Consider the following 16,509-nt stretch of genomic DNA (forward strand, 5'->3'; position numbering starts at 1 on the left):
CACAACCGGCCCCCCGATAACTGAGCATTATGCTCTGTTTCTGGGCGTACGGGCGTGCTAATCTTGCGCATTATGCAACCCTTGGATGGCACTGACACCCGGCTGCTTTCGGCCATGGCACACGATCCGCGGCGCACCGTTGTGGCCCTGGCGCAGAAACTGGGCCTGTCGCGGAATACCGTGCAGGCCAGGATGGCCGGGCTGGAGAAGAAGCACGCTTTTCTCTCGTTTGAGCGCCGCATCAATCCGGCCTCGCTGGGCTACCCGTTGATGGCTTTCATCTCGGTGCATGTCCAGCAGCAGAAACTGGGCCGGCTGGCCCTGGAGCTTGCCGTCATCCCGGAAATCCTGGAGGGCTATGGCCTCACCGGATCCGCCGACCTGCTCCTGCGCGTGGTGGCCCGCGATGCCGAGGACCTCTTCCGGATTAACGGCAAAATCCTGGCGTGCGACGGCGTCGACCGCACCGACACCGCGCTGGCCATGGGCGAACTTATTCCGTTCCGGATCCAGCCCCTGCTGGAGCGCGGCCCCGTCGAGCGCTGACCGGCAGGCGCGGGTCCCCCGGGCGTCAGACGCCAACAGGGGCCCCCAATGGGAGCCCCTGCCGGCAGTTCCGCCCGCCGCCCGGATGACGGCGGGCGTATCGGTTTGTTAGTGGTCAGTAGCCTTTTCGGCGCCGACGCCGGTGAGGGAACGGACCTCCATTTCGGCCTGTTTCGCCACGTCTTCTGTCCGCTTGTCCAGCACCGTGCCCAGCCAGCCCAGGAAGAAGGCCAGCGGAATCGAGACGATTCCCGGGTTGTTGAGCGGGAAGACAGCGAAGTTGGCACCCTGGATCATCGAGGTCTTCGCGCCCGAGACAACAGGCGACAGCGAGATCAGGACGATGGCAGAAATCAGGCCGCCGTACATGCTCCACACCGCACCCTGGGTGGTGAACTTCCGCCAGAAGAGTGAATACACGATGGTGGGCAGGTTCGCCGACGCAGCGACGGCAAAGGCCAGCGCCACGAGGAACGCCACGTTCTGGCCATTGGCGAAGATACCGCCGAGGATGGCAAGTACACCGATCACCACAACGGTCCTGCGGGCGACCTTGACCTCGGTGGCGGCGTCCGCCTTGCCCTTGGCGATCACGCTGGCGTAGATGTCATGGGCGAAGGATGCTGCGGCGGTGATGGTGAGGCCGGCGACGACCGCCAGGATGGTCGCGAACGCCACCGCGGAGATGAAGCCCAGCAGCAGCGGTCCGCCAAGATGGAAGGCCAGCAGCGGTGCCGCCGAGTTGACGCCACCCGGGGCGGACTTGATTGTCTCTGCCCCCACCAGGGCGGCAGCGCCGTAGCCCAGAACCAGCGTGAACAGGTAGAACAGGCCGATTAGCCAGATCGACCAGACAACCGATTTGCGGGCCTCTTTCGCCGTGGGAACGGTGTAGAAGCGCATCAGGACGTGCGGCAGCGCCGCGGTGCCGAGGACGAGGGCGAGCCCGAGGGACATAAAGTCCAGCTTGGAGGTCTCCGACTTGCCGTATTGCAGGCCCGGGTTCAGCATATTCGGGTTCTTGGAGGTCTCCACGGCGCCGCCGAGCAGGTCCGAGAGGTTGAAGCCGTAGATTGCGAGAACCCAGAAGGTCATCACAGCCGCACCGGCTATGAGGAGCACGGCCTTGATGATCTGGACCCAGGTGGTGCCCTTCATGCCGCCGATCAGCACATACATGATCATCAGGGCACCCACGACTATGATCACGAGAGCCTGGCCGCCCCAGTCGCTGATGCCGAGCAGCAGGGAGATCAGGCTGCCGGCACCGGCCATCTGCGCCAGCAGGTAGAAGAAGCAAACGGCCAGGGTCGAAATGGCTGCCGCGATCCGCACCGGGCGTTGCCGGAGCCGGAACGAGAGCACATCCGCCATGGTGAACTTGCCGGTGTTGCGGAGAAGTTCGGCGACGAGCAGCAGCGCCACCAGCCAGGCGACAAGGAATCCGATCGAGTACATGAAGCCGTCGTAGCCGTTGATGGCAATGGCGCCCGTGATACCGAGGAAAGATGCGGCCGAGAGGTAGTCGCCGGCAATGGCAGTGCCGTTCTGCGATCCGGTGAACGACCGTCCCGCAGCGTAGTAGTCGGCCGCGGTTTTGTTGTTCCGGCTGGCCCGGAGCACGATCACCATGGTGACGGCAACGAACACGGCGAAGATGCCCATGTTCAGGAAAGTGGTGTCCTTGAGGTCTTCAATATTTACTGCTGCCGGAACCATGATGTTCATTTCGCCGCTCCGCTCTCGGTGATGCCGGCCTTGTCGAAGCCGTGACCTTCAATCTCGTTCCGGATCTCGGCGGCGATGGGGTCCAGCTTCCGGTTGGAGTAGCTGACGTACCAGCCGGTGATCGCAAACGTGGAGACAAACTGGAGCAGGCCAAGGACCAGGCCGATGTTGATGTTGCCCCAGAGCTTGATGGACATAAAGCCGGCGGCGTAGTCGGCCAGCAGGACGTAGGCAAAGTACCAGAGCAGGAATGCAATGGCCATCGGGAAAACAAAGCTGCGGTGACGTTTACGAAGTTCCTGGAACCGCTCCGTCGATTGGACTTCCGTGAAGTCCACGGCCGCCGCTGCGTCCGTATCCTGGGCGTCGTGACCCATCGTTCCTCCTCTTTGAGACGGGGTGAGTCGACATCGACTGCAGAGCCCCCGGCGTCAATGTGACTACCATCACTCTGCGGTGTGACGGCGGGAACATTCCAGCACGGACGCGCCCTCCGTCGCCCAACGGTCAGGATGCTGCGCCAAGCGGTGCCGGGGGCCGTCTTCCCCCGCAGCGCGGCACGGGTCCCGGGCACTGTGCGGGGTCCGGCGTCCGGCATGCGCCGCGATACGCTGGGCCTCATGCCGGACTCTGCCTTGTTCAACGTTGCCGCCGTCGCCGTGATCGCCATGGCGGTCGCCGTCGTGGTCGCCATCGGGCTGCGGGTCCTGCGATCGTTCCGGGAGCTGGGTACCGACGCGGAGCAGGCCACGTACAGGACGCTGCATGCGGCCTCCCGTGCGGGGCAGCACCTGCGGAATGGCCTGACCCCGTCAGGAGCGGCCAAGGCCAGCCGGCAGTTGCGCGGCCTGCTGGGCAGCGATGCCCTGGCGATCACCAATACCGATGGTGTTCTCGCGTGGGACGGGGCCGTCGAGGAGCTCAGGCCAGCCCTGATGGGGCTCGCAGCAAAAGTCCTGGCAGACGGGCAGACCGCCGTGATTCCGGCCGGGGAGCTCCAGCTGCTGGCCGGCGGCGCCGGCTCCGGGACGCTGCCGCCTGACGTGGAGCGCGCCGTTGTGATAGCACCGATCAAAGCCGGGTCCCGGGTGGTGGGTGTCGTGGCGGCTTTCGCGCCCGCGGCCGGCGCGGGACTGGTGCGGGCGACGGGCGAGGTGGCCGACTGGGTCGCGGCGCAAGTGGAACTGGCCGAGCTGGCCGCCTCCCGCACGCTCCTGATGGAGGCCGAGGTGCGTGCGCTGCGGGCGCAGATCAGCCCGCATTTCATCTACAACTCACTCAACGCGATCGCTTCCTTCATCAACACGGATCCGGTGCGGGCCCGGGAACTGGTGGTGGAGTTCGCCGACTTCACCCGATATTCGTTCCGCCGGCACGGGGACTTCACCACGCTGGCCGAGGAGCTGCGGTGCATCGACCGCTATCTGCTCCTGGAGCGGGCGCGGTTCGGGGACCGCGTGCAGGTCAGCCTGCAAATCGCCCCCGAGGTGCTCAGCACAGTGATCCCGTTCCTGAGCCTGCAGCCGCTGGTCGAGAACGCGGTGCGGCACGGGCTGGAGGCGAAGGAAGGACCCGGCCACATCAACATCACTGCCCATGATTCGGGGGCGTTTGCGGAGGTCACCATCGAGGACGATGGTGTGGGAATGGATCCGGAGGAGCTGCGGTCCGTCCTGGCCGGGCACGCCGACGGCGACCACGTCGGGTTGCGGAACGTCGACGCCCGCCTCCGGCAGGTGTACGGCGACGACAATGGGCTCGTGATCGAGACGGCCCCCGGGGAGGGCACCCTGATCACCATGCGGGTGCCGAAGTCACAGCCCCGCCATGATGCCTGAACCTCGGGGCGTCAGCCGGCCGGATGCCGCCGGCAGTACTCTGGAGCCATGATTAATGTCCTCGTCGCCGATGACGAGTTGCCCGCCGTGGAGGAACTCGCGTTCCTGCTCGGCCGGGACGACCGGATCGGCATCATCCATCGCGCCTCCTCGGGTGCCGAGGCCCTGCGGGCGCTGGAAACCCAGTCCGTCGACGCTGTCTTCCTCGACATCCACATGCCGGCACTGTCCGGGCTGGACATTGCCAGGGTCATTTCCCGCAGCGCCCGCCCGCCCGCGGTTGTTTTCGTGACCGCGGACGAGGAGTGCGCCCTGGAGGCTTTTGAGCTCGCCGCCGTCGATTATCTGCTCAAGCCTGTACGCGCCGAACGGCTCGCGAAGTCCGTTGGCCGTATCAGCGACCTCCTCAAAGAGGGCGCCCGGGCACCGGAGATGATCACCGTGGACCTGGGTGGCACCACCAGGATGATCAGCCGCGAAGACGTCACATACGTCCAGGCCCAGGGCGACTACGCCAGGCTGCATACAACGGATGCCAGCTACCTCATCCGGGTCCCGTTGGCCGATCTCGAACAGCAGTGGGCGGACGCGGGATTCCTGCGCATCCACCGTTCCTACCTGATTGCACTAAACCATGCCAGCCATCTGAAGCTCGCCGCGGCCAGACCCAGTGTCACCGTGGCCGGCGCCGAACTGCCCATCAGCCGGCGGCATCTGCCCGCCGTCCGGGAGAAGCTCGGGACGACCCGGATCAGGCCGCAGCTTTGACCCGGGTCCGCGTGACAGCACCCCGGGGAACGCCGCTGGGCGCCGCCACCGGCGGCGCGGCGGCCGGATCACCTGAATCGACGGAGGAATCCGACGTCGGCCAGGTCTTCGTCCGATCGCTGATCCGGTCCCAGTTGCGGCTGGCCCTCGTGGTTGCGGCCGGCTTCTTGCTCATCCTGCTCGCCTTCCCGCTGCTGCTGGGGATGGTTCCCGGGTTGGCCGGGTCCACGATTGCCGGCCTGCGCTTCGACTGGGTGCTGCTGGGAGCCGGAATCTACCCCGTGATCGGGTTGGGTGCATGGCTCTACGTGCGGTCCGCGGCCCGGAACGAGGCCCGCTACCGGGACCTGGCCGGGGACCGGTGATGCCGCAGTGAATCCGGCCGTCGGGCTGGCCGCGTTTGCCGCCGTATCGGTGGCCACCGCAATCATTGGCTTCTACGGCCTGCGGGTATCCCGGACCACCGGGGACTTTTACGTTGCCTCCCGGACCGTACGTCCGTGGTGGAATGCGTCGGCGATCGGCGGCGAATATCTCTCGGCTGCCAGCTTCCTCGGCGTCGCCGGGCTGATCCTGCTCTCCGGCACGGATGCCTTGTGGTTCCCGGTGGGCTACACAGCCGGTTATCTGATGCTGCTGCTGTTTGTGGCGGCTCCCCTGCGGCGGTCGGGCGCGTACACGATTCCGGACTTCACTGAGGCCCGCCTCGATTCGCGGGCCGTCCGCCGCGTCACCAGCCTCGTCGTGGTGCTGGTGGGGTGGCTGTATATTGTTCCGCAACTTCATGGCGCCGCCCTGGCAATCCGGATCACGACGGGACTGCCGGGCTGGGTGGGCCCGGTGGCAGTCGTCGCCGTTGTCTGCATTACGGTGACGGCCGGCGGCATGCGGTCGATCACCTTCGTCCAGGCATTCCAGTACTGGTTGAAACTGACGGCCCTGGCCGTTCCGGTGCTCTTCATTGTCTTCGCACTGGCCGGCACCGGCCCGGACGCGGTGGCCGATGCTGCAGTGAATCCGACGGCTGCGGCGCCGGCCGGCCCGTATCAAACCATCTCGCTGCTGGTGGCCCTGCTGTTCGGCACGCTGGGCCTGCCCCATGTGCTGGTCCGCTTCTACACCAATCCGGACGGGCAGACCGCGCGGCGTACAACCCTGATTGTGCTCGGACTGCTCTCGGTCTTTTACCTGTTCCCAACAGCTCTCGGGCTGATCGGGCGGATGTTTACGCCGGATCTGGCCCGCAGCGGACAAGCCGACGCGCTGGTGCTGCTGCTGCCGGGCCGGCTGATCGGAGGGCCGGCCGGCGACCTGCTCTCGGCCCTCGTCGTCGCCGGGGCCTTCGCCGCGTTCCTTTCAACGACTTCCGGTCTGGTCGTCTCGCTGGCGGGGGTGATCAGCCAGGACGTCCTGGGCGGGGGCGTGCGCGGATTCCAGTTCGCGGCGGTGCTCTCCGCCGTCGTTCCGCTGGGGATTGCCATGATGACGCAATCGCTGGCCCTGGCCGGGAGCGTCGGGCTGGTGTTCGCCTTCACCGCGTCCACGATCTGTCCGGTGCTGCTGCTCGGCATCTGGTGGCGCGGCCTGACCGATGTCGGCGCGATCGCCGGCATGGTGACCGGCGGGGTGCTCTGCGGCGGCGCGTTGATTGCCGGACCCTTATTCGGCGGGGCGGGTGCGCCGCCATGGCTGGCCGTGCCGGCCGCGTGGACAGTGCCCGCCGCCTTTGCCGTGACGGTCCTCGTCTCACGGGCAACCGCAAACCGGGTGCCGCGGACGTTGACCCGGCTGATGACCAGGCTCCACACCCCGGAACGGCCGCTCGCCACCGAACGCTGAAGATCCCCCGCGGGGTCAGTCGATCGCGGCCATCAGTTCGACGACGCGGTCAAGGAAGGCGTCCACCTGGCTTTCCTCATAGCCATCCCGGCCGGCGGCGGGACGGAACACTGCGCGCCGGACGTTATCGACACTGAGAGGTGTGTCTTCTTCGAGGTAGTCGATCAGTTCGCGGCACAGCTTATCCACGTCAGCGGTGTTGTAGCTGCGCACCTTGGCTTTGGCGGGCCGGCGGAACCGCTGGCCGTCCGGACGGTGCAATCGCCCCCGGAGCACTCCAGCCAGCCGGCCGATTTCACGGAGCCAGGCTTCTTCACCGCTTGCTTGGACGAGTTCATCGCGTTCCCGCCGGGCCAGGGCGTCTTCCAGGCGGTCCAGTGCGGCGTCGACGGCGGCTGCCGCGTACCCGCCCTTGACCGGATCAAACGAGACCGACCGGACGTCCGCACTCTTGACCGGACGTGCCGCCGCCGCGGGTGCTTCAAATGAGACCCGTGCGCGCTCCAGGAACTGATCGACCTGCTTGGCGTTGTAGCCATACTGGCTCCGCTGCACCCGGTCAAAAGACGCAGGAATCTGACGCTGAATGTCCACTGTAACTCTGTTTCCTTCGAAGGCTTTCGGCTGGGTTGCTGGGCACCATTGTAGGTGCCCGGTGTGGGGGGCCTGCCGCTGTTACGCCCCGGCGACGGCCGAGAAAAGGACGACAGCGACCGGCGAGGCAAACACGATCGAGTCGAGCCGGTCCATCACTCCGCCATGGCCGGGGAGAATGCTGCTCATGTCCTTGACCCCCAGTTCGCGCTTGATCATGGACTCGGCCAGGTCACCGGCGGTGGCCGCGGCGACCATACCGACGGCGAGCACCATACCGACCCACCAGGGCTTACCCAACACAAATAGTGCGGCCAGGACACCAATCAGGACGGCGCCGGCGATCGAACCGGCGAAGCCTTCCCACGTTTTCTTGGGGCTGATCTTCGGAGCCATCGGGTGCTTTCCCATCGAGGCGCCCACCAGGTACCCGAAGGTATCGTTGGAGACCACCAGCAACAGGAGTGTCGCGATTTGCCAGGCACCGGGCGGCACCACGCCGTCGGGCCAGAACCCGAGGGGCGTGACGCCGCCGGCCGAGTGCAGCGGCAGCACCGCAAAGCTGATCAGGAACGGCACCCAAGCGAGGGTGAAGACGCCCGCGAAGATACTGCGGGCAGAACCGGCGGCGCTCTCCACCGAACGCCAGAGCAGCACCGCGACGCTGCTGAGCAGCATCGCGAACAGCAGGCTCTCGAGGCCGCCAAAATAGGCCGCGACAGGCATAGCCAGGGTGCCCGTCATGACCGGCACGATCGGCTGGCGGGTGCCGGCCGCCTCCAGCGCCCGGAAGATCTCCCAGACACCGAAGACCGCGAAGACCGTGACCATCGCGACGAACGCCAGCGGCAGGAACAGCAACCCGCCCAGGACGCCAAGAAGCATGCCGAGGCCCACCACGGTTGCGGCGGGAAGGTTGCGGCCCGCCTTCGGAGTGGGGTTCCGGCCATCCCATCCGCGACCCTTGACGCGCGCCCCGGGGGCCTCGTGTGACTGACCCATCAGACCTCGAGCAGCTCGGCTTCCTTGCGCTTGAGCAGCTCGTCGATGCCGTCAACGTGCGCCTTCGTCAGGGCATCGAGTTCTTTTTCGCCACGGTTGCCCTCGTCCTCGCCGGCCTCGCCGTCCTTGACCAGTTTGTCAAGGGTTTCCTTGGCCTTGCGGCGGATGTTGCGGATGGAAACTTTTGCGTCTTCGCCCTTGGACTTGACGATCTTGACGTATTCTTTGCGTCGTTCGCTCGTCAGATCCGGGATGGTGATCCGGATGACGTTGCCATCGTTGGAGGGGTTGGCGCCGACTTCGGAGTCACTGAGCGCCCGCTCGATATCACGCAGCGCCGTCTTGTCGTACGGGGTGATCAGGATGGTGCGCGCATCCGGAACCGCGAAGGACGCCAGCTGCTGCAGCGGCGTCGGGGTGCCGTAGTACTCCACTACGACCTTGTTGTACAGGCCCGGCGTCGCGCGGCCCGTACGGATCGACGCGAAGTCTTCCTTGGCTACCTCAACCGCCTTGTCCATCTTGTCCCCGGCTTCGAGCAAGGTATCTTCGATCACGATCTCTCCTCAGAAATTGGTGCACCGCCGCTGACGGGACAATGCACGGTCTTCGTTGCGTCTGTCTCTTCCGCCACGAGCCTTGAAACAGGGAGGCGGAAGCATCCTCGAAACATCCTAGCCGGTGCTACGGCGTGACGACGGTGCCCAGGACCTCGCCCCGGATGGCGCGAGTGACGTTGCCTTCGCCTTCCATCCCGAAGACGACCATGGTGAGGTTGTTGTCCTTGCACATCGTCATGGCCGTCTGGTCCATCACGCGGATGTCGCGGCGAAGCGCATCGTCGTAGCTGAGCCGGTCGAGCTTCTCGGCCGAGGGATCCTTCTTGGGATCGGCGGTGTAAACGCCGTCAACGCCGCTCTTGGCCATCAGGACGACGTCGGCGTGAACCTCCAGAGCGCGCTGGGCTGCGACGGTGTCGGTTGAAAAGTACGGCAGGCCCGCTCCGGCACCAAAGATGACGACGCGGTTCTTCTCCATATGGCGGATCGCCCGGCGGGGAATGTAGGCCTCCGCCACCTGGCCCATCGTGATGGCACTCTGCACCCGCGTTTCGACGCCGGCCTGCTCCAGGAAGTCCTGCAGGGCCAGGCAGTTCATCACGGTGCCGAGCATTCCCATGTAGTCCGCGCGGGAACGGTCCATGCCGCTCTGGGACAGTTCGGCGCCGCGGAAGAAGTTGCCGCCGCCGACGACGATGGCGACCTCGACGTCGGGCACTGCTGCAGCGATCTGCCGGGCCACACCGCGGACGGTGTCCGGATCGACACCCAGTTTCCCGCCGCCGAAGACTTCGCCCGACAGCTTCAGGAGGACGCGGCGGCGGCTCTTATTTGGCTGGGCTGAATTGGTCACGGTTTCCATGGTGCCTTCCCGTTCGTGAGCTCTCAAAAAGGGTATCCTGCCGGGGGCCGGCGCTGTCACTGCGCCCCGATCCCGGTCCGCCGGCGATTGCTCCCGGCGGCTCGTGCATGTGCCTGTACTGCTGTGTGCATGCAAAAGGGGTGGCCACCGCAGTGACCACCCCTCAGCGTGCCTGACTGGTGTGTCTGACTAGGAACCGACGCGGAAACGTGCGAAGCCGGTACCCTTGATGCCGGCCTCTTCGAGGACCTGCGCAACGGACTTCTTGGCATCCTTGGCGAATGCCTGGTCAACGAGGACCTCGCCCTTGTAGAAGCCGGTCACGCGGCCTTCCACGATTTTGGTCATGGCAGCTTCGGGCTTGCCCTCGGCCTTGGCGGTTTCCTCAGCGATGCGACGCTCGGACTCGACCAGATCGGACGGAACGTCCTCGCGGGTCAGGTAGTTCGGTGACATCGCCGCGATGTGGACAGCCACATCGTGCGCTGCGGTGGCAGCGGCGTCGCCTTCGCCGTCAACGGCGAACAGCACGCCGACCTGGGCCGGGAGGTCCTTGGAGGTCTTGTGCAGGTAAGCGTCAACCGTCGGGGCCTCTAGGCGGGAGATGCGGCGGACAACAACCTTCTCGCCCAGAACGGCGCCCTCTTCGATGACGACCTCGGACAGCGGCTTGCCGTCAACCTCGGTGGCCAGCAGGGACTCAAGATCGCCTGCGCCGGATTCAACAGCGATGGCCAGCACCTTGTCGGCGAGCTGGATGAACTTGTCGGCCTTGGCGACGAAGTCGGTCTCGCAGTTGACCTCGATCATCACGCCGACGCCGCCATCGACCTTGGCAGCAACCAGGCCTTCTGCGGTGGAGCGGCCTTCACGCTTGGTAGCGCCCTTCAGGCCCTTGATGCGGATGATTTCGATGGCCTTCTCGGCGTCACCGTTGGCCTCGTCAAGAGCCTTCTTGACATCCATCATGCCGGCGCCGGTGCGCTCACGCAGAGCCTTGATATCAGCGGCAGTGTAGTTCGCCATGTGAACCCCTCTGTCTAGAAATTTTATGTGGTGTACGGACTGACAGGACAGCTGCTCACCTGGTGAGCGGCCGTCCTGTCAGTACCCCCTGCGTTGCAAACAGCGCCGGGGGCGATCCAGATTTACTTCTCTGCTTACCTGGCTGGTTACTTGGCTTCGCCGGCGGCGTCGTCAGCAACCGGGGCTGCCTCGGCGTCGGCCGGAGCTTCGGCGGCAGCCGGAGCCTCAGCAACAACCGGAGCTTCCTCAGCGGCGGCCGGAGCTTCGGCGGCAGCCGGAGCGGCAGCTTCTTCAGTCTTGTTGCCTTCGAGGAGTTCGCGCTCCCATGCGGCAAGCGGCTCTTCCGGAGCTTCCGTGGTGCCGGTTGCACGCTGGTTGCGGGCGATGAGGCCCTCAGCGACAGCATCGGCAACAACGCGGGTCAGCAGGTTGACGGAGCGGATGGCGTCGTCGTTGCCCGGGATCGGGAAGTCGACTTCGTCCGGATCGCAGTTGGTGTCCAGGATGGCAACAACCGGGATGTTCAGCTTCTTGGCTTCGTCAACAGCAAGGTGTTCCTTCTTGGTGTCAACGATCCACAGAGCGGACGGCGCCTTGGTGAGGTTGCGGATACCACCGAGGTTGGTCTGCAGCTTGGTGAGTTCGCGACGAAGGAGCAGCAGCTCCTTCTTCGTGTAGGCCGAACCTGCGACGTCATCGAAGTCGATCTCTTCGAGTTCCTTCATGCGCTGGATGCGCTTGGAAACCGTCTGGAAGTTGGTCAGCATACCGCCGAGCCAGCGCTGGTTGACGTACGGCTGGCCAACGCGGGTGGCCTGCTCGGCGATGGATTCCTGCGCCTGCTTCTTGGTGCCGACGAAGAGTACGGTGCCACCGTGTGCAACGGTGGCCTTCACGAACTCGAAGGCACGGTCGATGTAGGACAGCGACTGCTGCAGGTCAATGATGTAGATACCGTTGCGCTCCGTGAAGATGAACCGCTTCATCTTCGGGTTCCAACGGCGGGTCTGGTGTCCAAAGTGGACGCCGCTGTCAAGCAGCTGGCGCATAGTTACGACGGGCATGCCGGCGCTCCTTCCGGCAGGTCATTCATGAGGCAGCCCAGAGGCTGTCTTACCCTGCCAATAGTTGACGGTTAATTAGCTCACGCCCAGGCGGGCGCTGCTCCTGGCATCCACTGCGCTTCCCATCCGTGCCTGAAGGCACGGACCGCAGGAGGCGCAGTCCTCCGCGCCGGAAGATTCAACTTCAGACAAGGAGGGCTGGATACGCGTAGTCAGCCGCTGCTCCCCCGCACTCCTGAATGAGACGTGCCGGCTTTGATAAGCGTGAGGGCACAGCAAACTGCTCCACTTAGTGTACTACAGGGACCCCCTCCTGCCGCACCGTTCGGGCCGGTCGCCGGCGCCCTGCGCGGCGGCTTATGGGTCGGCTTGTGCAGCGGTCTGTGCGGCGACTGTGCGGCGACTGTCCGGGGCCCGTCCGGGGACTGCCCGGGGACTGCCCGGGGACCTCAGCGGGGGTCGAACCAGGGCGCGTCCGGAGGGCTGGTGGGCCGGGCAGGGGCGGCCGGGTTGGGTTGCAGCCTGCAGGGCAATGGGCCGCCGGCCGGGTTGAGACGCGCCGCCATCAGGACTTGTCCACATGGCGCTGCGGCCCTCTGTCGCCGGGCAGGGACCCGGCAGCAGGCTATTCCCATGAGGATCCCTACAGTTCCGGTATCACTGGCCCTGACTTTCATCCTGGCGGGTGCCGGCGGGTCCCTCCCGATCCTGACGGCAGGCGGCTCCGCACCGGCGGACGTCCGGATCAGCCACGCGGCCGCCCCCTGGCGTTGGCCGCTAGTACCCAGGCCGGCGCTGATTCGGGCCTTCGATCCGCCGGCCCGGCCGTGGCTAAGCGGGCACCGGGGCGTGGACCTGGGCACGGGCGTCGACCCCGCAGCCGTGCTCGCGCCGGCGGCAGGAACTATCAGCTTCGTCGGTACCGTCGTGGACCGGCCGGTGATCACCGTTGACCATGGCAACGGCTACCGGAGCAGCTTCGAGCCGGTGGAGAGCACCCTGCTGGCTGGCATGACCGTGGGGGCAGGCGAGGTCCTGGGCCGGTCGCTGCCCGGCCATTGCGGGGCACTGGCCTGCATCCACTGGGGCGTGCGGCGGGGAGAGGACTACGTGAATCCGCTGTCATTCGTTGTCGACCTGCGGCCTTCCGTCCTGCTGCCGCCTGTGGACCCGGCGCCGGGATAAGAGCGCAGGATCAGGCCCGATGCGGGCCCAGGAGCAGGCCCGGTGCGGGCGGAGGGCCGGTGCCGGCAGGAGGTGCCTAGACGATCGCTGAGATTCCGGTGATTGCCCGGCCTGTTACGAGGGTGTTGATCTCGTGGGTGCCTTCGTAGGAGTAGATGGCTTCAGCGTCGGCAAAGACCTTGGCCATCTCGTAATCGGTCACAATACCGTTGCCGCCAAGGATGCCGCGGCCCAGGGCAACGCTCTCGCGCATCCTGGCCGTAGTGAAGGCCTTGGCCAGGGCGGACTGCTCGTCCTTGGCCAGTCCGGCATCCTCGAGCTGGGCCAGCCGGACCATCATCCCCATAGAACTGACGGCATTGCCAAGAATCTGCACCAGCTGGTGCTGGACCAGCTGGAAGGACGCGATCGGGCGACCGAACTGGCTGCGCTCCACGGCGTAGCGGCGTGCGATGTCAAAGGCTGCCAGCTGCTGACCGACAGCCTGCCAGGCGACGGCGAGGCGTGTGACCTTGAGGACCTTGTTGGTATCCCGGAAGCTGTTGGCGTGGGCGAGCTTGTAGAAGTCCGGCACAACGACATTGTCCAGGACAATATCGGCGTTCTCCACGGTGCGCAGGGAGATTTTGTTTTCAATTTTCGTGGCGCTGTAGCCCTCGGATGCGGTGTCAACCAGGAAACCCTTGACCTGGTTGTCCGCTTCGTCCCGGGCGTAGATGACGACCCAGTCGGAGAAGGTGGCGTTGCCGATCCAGCGCTTGGCACCGTTGAGGATCCAGTTGCCGCCCTCACGCCGGGCCGTGGTTCTGGTCCCGCCGGCAACATCGGAGCCACCCAGCGGCTCGGTGAGACCGAAGGCGCCGATTTTCTTCAGCGCATAGATGTCCGGAAGCCAGGCGTCCTGCTGCTCCTGGGACGCGAGGGCTTCGATGGAGCCGGTGAAGAGCCCGTCATGGACGCCTATGAAGGTGGCAATCGAGGCGTCGGCCCGGGTGATTTCGGCATGAACAATGCCGGCGAAGAGGTTCGAGTAGCCCTGCCGGCGCACCGGGCTGATGAGGTCAATTTCAGCCAGTTTCGGGATCAGTTCGATCGGGAATTCGCCGCGGTTCCAGCAGTCAACGGCGATCGGCTTGACCTCGCGCGCCAGGAACTCCCGAATCTCAGCCAGACGGTCCTGCTCCTTGCCGCTCAGCAGTTGCTCAAAGGCGAAGAAATCACCGTCGGCATAGGGGAGGTTGTTGAAGTCGATGGCACCTTTAGACATGGCGTTCCTTCACCCGTGGTCGGCAATAAGCGAGAGGGCACAGGCCCTCGCTCCGGCATTATGTTACTGATGAGTAACTTACCGCAGCGCACCTGAGCCTGCAAGTGGACGAACACAGGCCGGACGGCCGGGACGCGCCGCGCCCTGCGGCAGGGGCCTGGCGGCAGGGTCCGGCCGGCGGCCGCATGGCAGCCGCCGGCGCCCTACTGGGCCCCGTCGGGACCGAGGGGGCCTGCAGGCGCATTCGACGACGCGGGGGCAGGTTCTTTAGGTTCCACATAAGAGGGTGTGGGTTTCCGTATCTCCGGTGTTTTCACCGGAGTGCTCCTGGGCAGCCATCCAACGGGCCGTACCGGCGGGCATCTCCACGTCCACGTGCTCGCCGTGCGAGGACAGGCGGCGCCGGAAGGCACTGGCGGTAATCATGACACTGTCCGGGTGGCTGTGCCCGGTGGTCTTGTGCCCCGGCTGATCGGTGTATTCAAGGACTCGCACACGCCGCCGCCCGACAGGGCCCGTGTTGACTTAATGTGACTCAGGTCATAGTCTCATTTTTGGAAGAAAAATTCCACAATGCGTAATATGCACCGGCGATCATGAATAGAGGCTGTCGTGACCCTTCGCAACAATGACCTGACGGACACCGATCTGGCGGTCTCTGACGCCGATCCTTCGTTGTACAACGAGGACCTCGCCCCGCTGCCGGCGTCGAGACGAACCTGGGGATGGTTTGCCATTTTCAACGTCTGGTCAAACGACATCCAGAGCCTGGCCGGCTACACGCTGGCCGCCAGCCTGTTCATTACCGCCGGCATCAATGGCTGGTTCGTTTTTGCCGCCATCCTGCTCTCCGGATTCATCATCAAGGTCCTCGTGGACCTGAGCGGCCGGCCAAGCGTCAAGTACGGCTTCCCGTTCCCGGTGCTTGCCCGCGCGTCGATGGGCGTGCGGGGAGCCCAGTTTCCGGCGATTGTCCGGGCAGTGGTGGCCATTTTCTGGTACGGCGCCCAGACATATTTCGCTTCGACGGCGATTTCCCTGGCGATAAACGCTCTGCTGGGGAGGCCGGGAGGCGCCGAGTTCCTGGGGATGGACTGGGTGTCCTGGGCTTCCTATGTTCTCGCTTCCGCCTTGCAGGTGGCGCTCTTCCTTGGCGGCATCGAACGCATTGCAGGCTTCCTCAACATCGCAGGGCCAGCCGTCTACCTGGTGATGATCGCACTTCTCGTGGCTATCTGGGTGCAGGTGGGTGCTGAGCTGCCTCAGGCGGTCGGCACCATTTTCTCAAGGGCCGACGTGACGGGGTGGGCCGCCTTCTCGGCATTTGCCGGAGTGACGGGGACCATGGTGGCCTACTTCGCCGCCGTCGTCATCAATTTCGGTGACTTTGCCCGAAATGTGCGGACGGAGAAGGCCATGCGCTTTGGCAACCTGACCGGTCTGCCAATCAGTTTGGCGCTGTTCACCTTTCTTTCTGTTTTCATCACAGCAGGCGCCTACCTCCTGTACCAGGGCGGCCAGGGTGAACCGCTGACCAATCCGGCCGACATCGTTGGCCTCGTGGACAACGTTCCCCTGACGGTCCTGGCTGCCGTGACTTTCCTGGTCGCAACCCTGGGTATCAATGTGGTGGCGAACTTCATTCCCCCGTCCTACTCGCTGTCGAATATCAACCCGGCGAAGATTTCCTTCCGCAAGGCCGGCATGATCACAGCCGTCGCCGGGTTCATTATCGGGGCCCTGTGGGTGGCCGTCATCTCAAGCATCGGCCTGCCCAAGTTCGTCGACACGCTCGGAGCCGTACTCGCCCCGCTCTACGGCATCATCATCGCCGACTATTACTTCGTGCGGAAGCAACGCCTGAACCTCCACGATCTCTACTCGATCAACCCCAAGGGCGCGTACTACTTCAGCGGGGGGTGGAACCGCCGGGCCCTCGTCGCCTTTGGGCTGGCCGCCGTATTCTCGATCCTTGCGGTATGGTTGCCGCAGCTCGCACAGCTCAGCGGTTTCGCGTGGCTCTTCGGTGCCGCCTTGGGCGGGATCTTCCACTGGGTGGCGATGCGGAAGTTCGTCGTACAGACTTCCCACCACGACCGGTAGGCCAAAGGCGACCGGGTTGGCGGGGGGCTGGGCCCGCTTTTCATAGCAGGACGTGATGTGCCTGCCAGAGTTGGCGGACACTGTAAGCTGCTCCATCCTGCTGACGGACCTGCCGCTTCTGGAGCGC

Annotated in this window: 17 protein-coding genes; 7 read left to right on the forward strand and 10 right to left on the reverse strand. The window is 65.2% G+C overall.

Annotated features, from left to right (window positions below):
* The first annotated feature begins 72 nt into the window (after positions 1 to 72).
* Positions 73 to 546: an Lrp/AsnC family transcriptional regulator gene (locus KY499_RS06010; protein WP_123254531.1), complete on the forward strand. Its 474-nt coding sequence runs from the start codon at positions 73 to 75 to the stop codon at positions 544 to 546.
* 108 nt (positions 547 to 654) lie between these two features.
* Here the strand turns inward: KY499_RS06010 and KY499_RS06015 are convergent, their stop codons facing one another.
* Both KY499_RS06015 and KY499_RS06020 read right to left on the reverse strand, forming a co-directional pair.
* Positions 655 to 2,274, reverse strand: a complete 1,620-nt coding sequence (locus KY499_RS06015; RefSeq protein WP_219886476.1) for a cation acetate symporter — start codon at positions 2,272 to 2,274, stop codon at positions 655 to 657.
* The gene (locus KY499_RS06020) at positions 2,271 to 2,651 is read right to left on the reverse strand and encodes a DUF485 domain-containing protein (RefSeq protein WP_123254533.1); all 381 of its coding nucleotides are present in this window, start codon (positions 2,649 to 2,651) and stop codon (positions 2,271 to 2,273) included. Before KY499_RS06020 ends, KY499_RS06015 begins: the two co-directional genes overlap by 4 nt.
* A 243-nt stretch (positions 2,652 to 2,894) precedes the next feature.
* Between KY499_RS06020 and KY499_RS06025 the strand changes: the two genes are divergently transcribed.
* Genes KY499_RS06025 through KY499_RS06040 form a run of 4 tightly spaced genes read left to right on the forward strand, consistent with a single transcriptional unit; the run spans position 2,895 to position 6,719 of the window.
* The gene (locus KY499_RS06025) at positions 2,895 to 4,112 is read left to right on the forward strand and encodes a sensor histidine kinase (protein ID WP_219886477.1); all 1,218 of its coding nucleotides are present in this window, start codon (positions 2,895 to 2,897) and stop codon (positions 4,110 to 4,112) included.
* A 48-nt stretch (positions 4,113 to 4,160) separates the two neighbouring features.
* Positions 4,161 to 4,880 carry a LytTR family DNA-binding domain-containing protein gene (locus KY499_RS06030; protein ID WP_123254534.1) on the forward strand — a complete coding sequence of 240 codons (720 nt, stop codon included), beginning with the start codon at positions 4,161 to 4,163 and terminating at the stop codon, positions 4,878 to 4,880.
* Positions 4,877 to 5,245 carry a hypothetical protein gene (locus KY499_RS06035; protein WP_375141123.1) on the forward strand — a complete coding sequence of 123 codons (369 nt, stop codon included), beginning with the start codon at positions 4,877 to 4,879 and terminating at the stop codon, positions 5,243 to 5,245. Before KY499_RS06030 ends, KY499_RS06035 begins: the two co-directional genes overlap by 4 nt.
* A 7-nt stretch (positions 5,246 to 5,252) precedes the next feature.
* Complete coding sequence (locus KY499_RS06040) at positions 5,253 to 6,719, forward strand: cation acetate symporter (RefSeq protein ID WP_219886479.1); 1,467 nt, start codon at positions 5,253 to 5,255, stop codon at positions 6,717 to 6,719.
* Between the two features lie 15 nt (positions 6,720 to 6,734).
* On the opposite strand, the gene KY499_RS06045 is transcribed toward KY499_RS06040, so the two are convergent.
* The 6 genes from KY499_RS06045 to rpsB all read right to left on the reverse strand — a co-directional run bounded on the left by KY499_RS06045 (position 6,735) and on the right by rpsB (position 11,827).
* Positions 6,735 to 7,313 carry a DivIVA domain-containing protein gene (locus tag KY499_RS06045; protein ID WP_123254536.1) on the reverse strand — a complete coding sequence of 193 codons (579 nt, stop codon included), beginning with the start codon at positions 7,311 to 7,313 and terminating at the stop codon, positions 6,735 to 6,737.
* Between the two features lie 81 nt (positions 7,314 to 7,394).
* Positions 7,395 to 8,315 (reverse strand): phosphatidate cytidylyltransferase, encoded by a 921-nt coding sequence (locus tag KY499_RS06050; RefSeq protein WP_123254537.1) that lies wholly within the window; start codon positions 8,313 to 8,315, stop codon positions 7,395 to 7,397.
* Positions 8,315 to 8,872 (reverse strand): ribosome recycling factor, encoded by a 558-nt coding sequence (gene frr / locus KY499_RS06055; protein WP_123254538.1) that lies wholly within the window; start codon positions 8,870 to 8,872, stop codon positions 8,315 to 8,317. Before frr ends, KY499_RS06050 begins: the two co-directional genes overlap by 1 nt.
* A 127-nt stretch (positions 8,873 to 8,999) precedes the next feature.
* Positions 9,000 to 9,737, reverse strand: coding sequence for a UMP kinase (gene pyrH / locus KY499_RS06060; protein WP_123254539.1), 738 nt, complete (start codon positions 9,735 to 9,737; stop codon positions 9,000 to 9,002).
* 189 nt (positions 9,738 to 9,926) lie between these two features.
* Complete coding sequence (gene tsf, locus KY499_RS06065; RefSeq protein ID WP_219886481.1) at positions 9,927 to 10,763, reverse strand: translation elongation factor Ts; 837 nt, start codon at positions 10,761 to 10,763, stop codon at positions 9,927 to 9,929.
* Positions 10,764 to 10,909: 146 nt separating this feature from the next.
* The gene (rpsB, locus tag KY499_RS06070) at positions 10,910 to 11,827 is read right to left on the reverse strand and encodes a 30S ribosomal protein S2 (RefSeq protein ID WP_219886486.1); all 918 of its coding nucleotides are present in this window, start codon (positions 11,825 to 11,827) and stop codon (positions 10,910 to 10,912) included.
* A 633-nt stretch (positions 11,828 to 12,460) separates the two neighbouring features.
* Between rpsB and KY499_RS06075 the strand changes: the two genes are divergently transcribed.
* Positions 12,461 to 13,012: a M23 family metallopeptidase gene (locus KY499_RS06075; protein ID WP_123254542.1), complete on the forward strand. Its 552-nt coding sequence runs from the start codon at positions 12,461 to 12,463 to the stop codon at positions 13,010 to 13,012.
* A gap of 76 nt (positions 13,013 to 13,088) precedes the next feature.
* Here KY499_RS06075 and KY499_RS06080 read toward each other — a convergent pair whose 3' ends face one another.
* Together KY499_RS06080 and KY499_RS06085 are read right to left on the reverse strand one after the other, a co-directional pair.
* A complete protein-coding gene (locus KY499_RS06080) occupies positions 13,089 to 14,279 on the reverse strand; it encodes an acyl-CoA dehydrogenase family protein (protein WP_123254543.1) in 1,191 nt (396 codons plus the stop codon).
* Between the two features lie 267 nt (positions 14,280 to 14,546).
* Positions 14,547 to 14,774 carry a hypothetical protein gene (locus tag KY499_RS06085; protein WP_219886488.1) on the reverse strand — a complete coding sequence of 76 codons (228 nt, stop codon included), beginning with the start codon at positions 14,772 to 14,774 and terminating at the stop codon, positions 14,547 to 14,549.
* Positions 14,775 to 14,891: 117 nt separating this feature from the next.
* On the opposite strand from KY499_RS06085, the gene KY499_RS06090 reads away from it, so the two are divergent.
* Positions 14,892 to 16,382, forward strand: a complete 1,491-nt coding sequence (locus tag KY499_RS06090; protein ID WP_123254544.1) for an NCS1 family nucleobase:cation symporter-1 — start codon at positions 14,892 to 14,894, stop codon at positions 16,380 to 16,382.
* Positions 16,383 to 16,509: the final 127 nt, after the last annotated feature.

This window comes from Arthrobacter sp. PAMC25284, assembly GCF_019443425.1.
Lineage (GTDB): Bacteria > Actinomycetota > Actinomycetes > Actinomycetales > Micrococcaceae > Arthrobacter > Arthrobacter oryzae_A.

Bases quoted from the DNA above. Each gene is read 5' to 3' on its own strand.
- KY499_RS06010 (WP_123254531.1), top strand. From the start codon at position 73: ATGCAACCCTTGGATGGCACTGACACCCGGCTGCTTTCGGCCATGGCA.
- KY499_RS06015 (WP_219886476.1), bottom strand. From the start codon at position 2,274: ATGAACATCATGGTTCCGGCAGCAGTAAATATTGAAGACCTCAAGGAC.
- KY499_RS06020 (WP_123254533.1), bottom strand. From the start codon at position 2,651: ATGGGTCACGACGCCCAGGATACGGACGCAGCGGCGGCCGTGGACTTC.
- KY499_RS06025 (WP_219886477.1), top strand. From the start codon at position 2,895: ATGCCGGACTCTGCCTTGTTCAACGTTGCCGCCGTCGCCGTGATCGCC.
- KY499_RS06030 (WP_123254534.1), top strand. From the start codon at position 4,161: ATGATTAATGTCCTCGTCGCCGATGACGAGTTGCCCGCCGTGGAGGAA.
- KY499_RS06050 (WP_123254537.1), bottom strand. From the start codon at position 8,315: ATGGGTCAGTCACACGAGGCCCCCGGGGCGCGCGTCAAGGGTCGCGGA.
- pyrH (WP_123254539.1), bottom strand. From the start codon at position 9,737: ATGGAAACCGTGACCAATTCAGCCCAGCCAAATAAGAGCCGCCGCCGC.
- tsf (WP_219886481.1), bottom strand. From the start codon at position 10,763: ATGGCGAACTACACTGCCGCTGATATCAAGGCTCTGCGTGAGCGCACC.
- rpsB (WP_219886486.1), bottom strand. From the start codon at position 11,827: ATGCCCGTCGTAACTATGCGCCAGCTGCTTGACAGCGGCGTCCACTTT.
- KY499_RS06075 (WP_123254542.1), top strand. From the start codon at position 12,461: ATGAGGATCCCTACAGTTCCGGTATCACTGGCCCTGACTTTCATCCTG.
- KY499_RS06080 (WP_123254543.1), bottom strand. From the start codon at position 14,279: ATGTCTAAAGGTGCCATCGACTTCAACAACCTCCCCTATGCCGACGGT.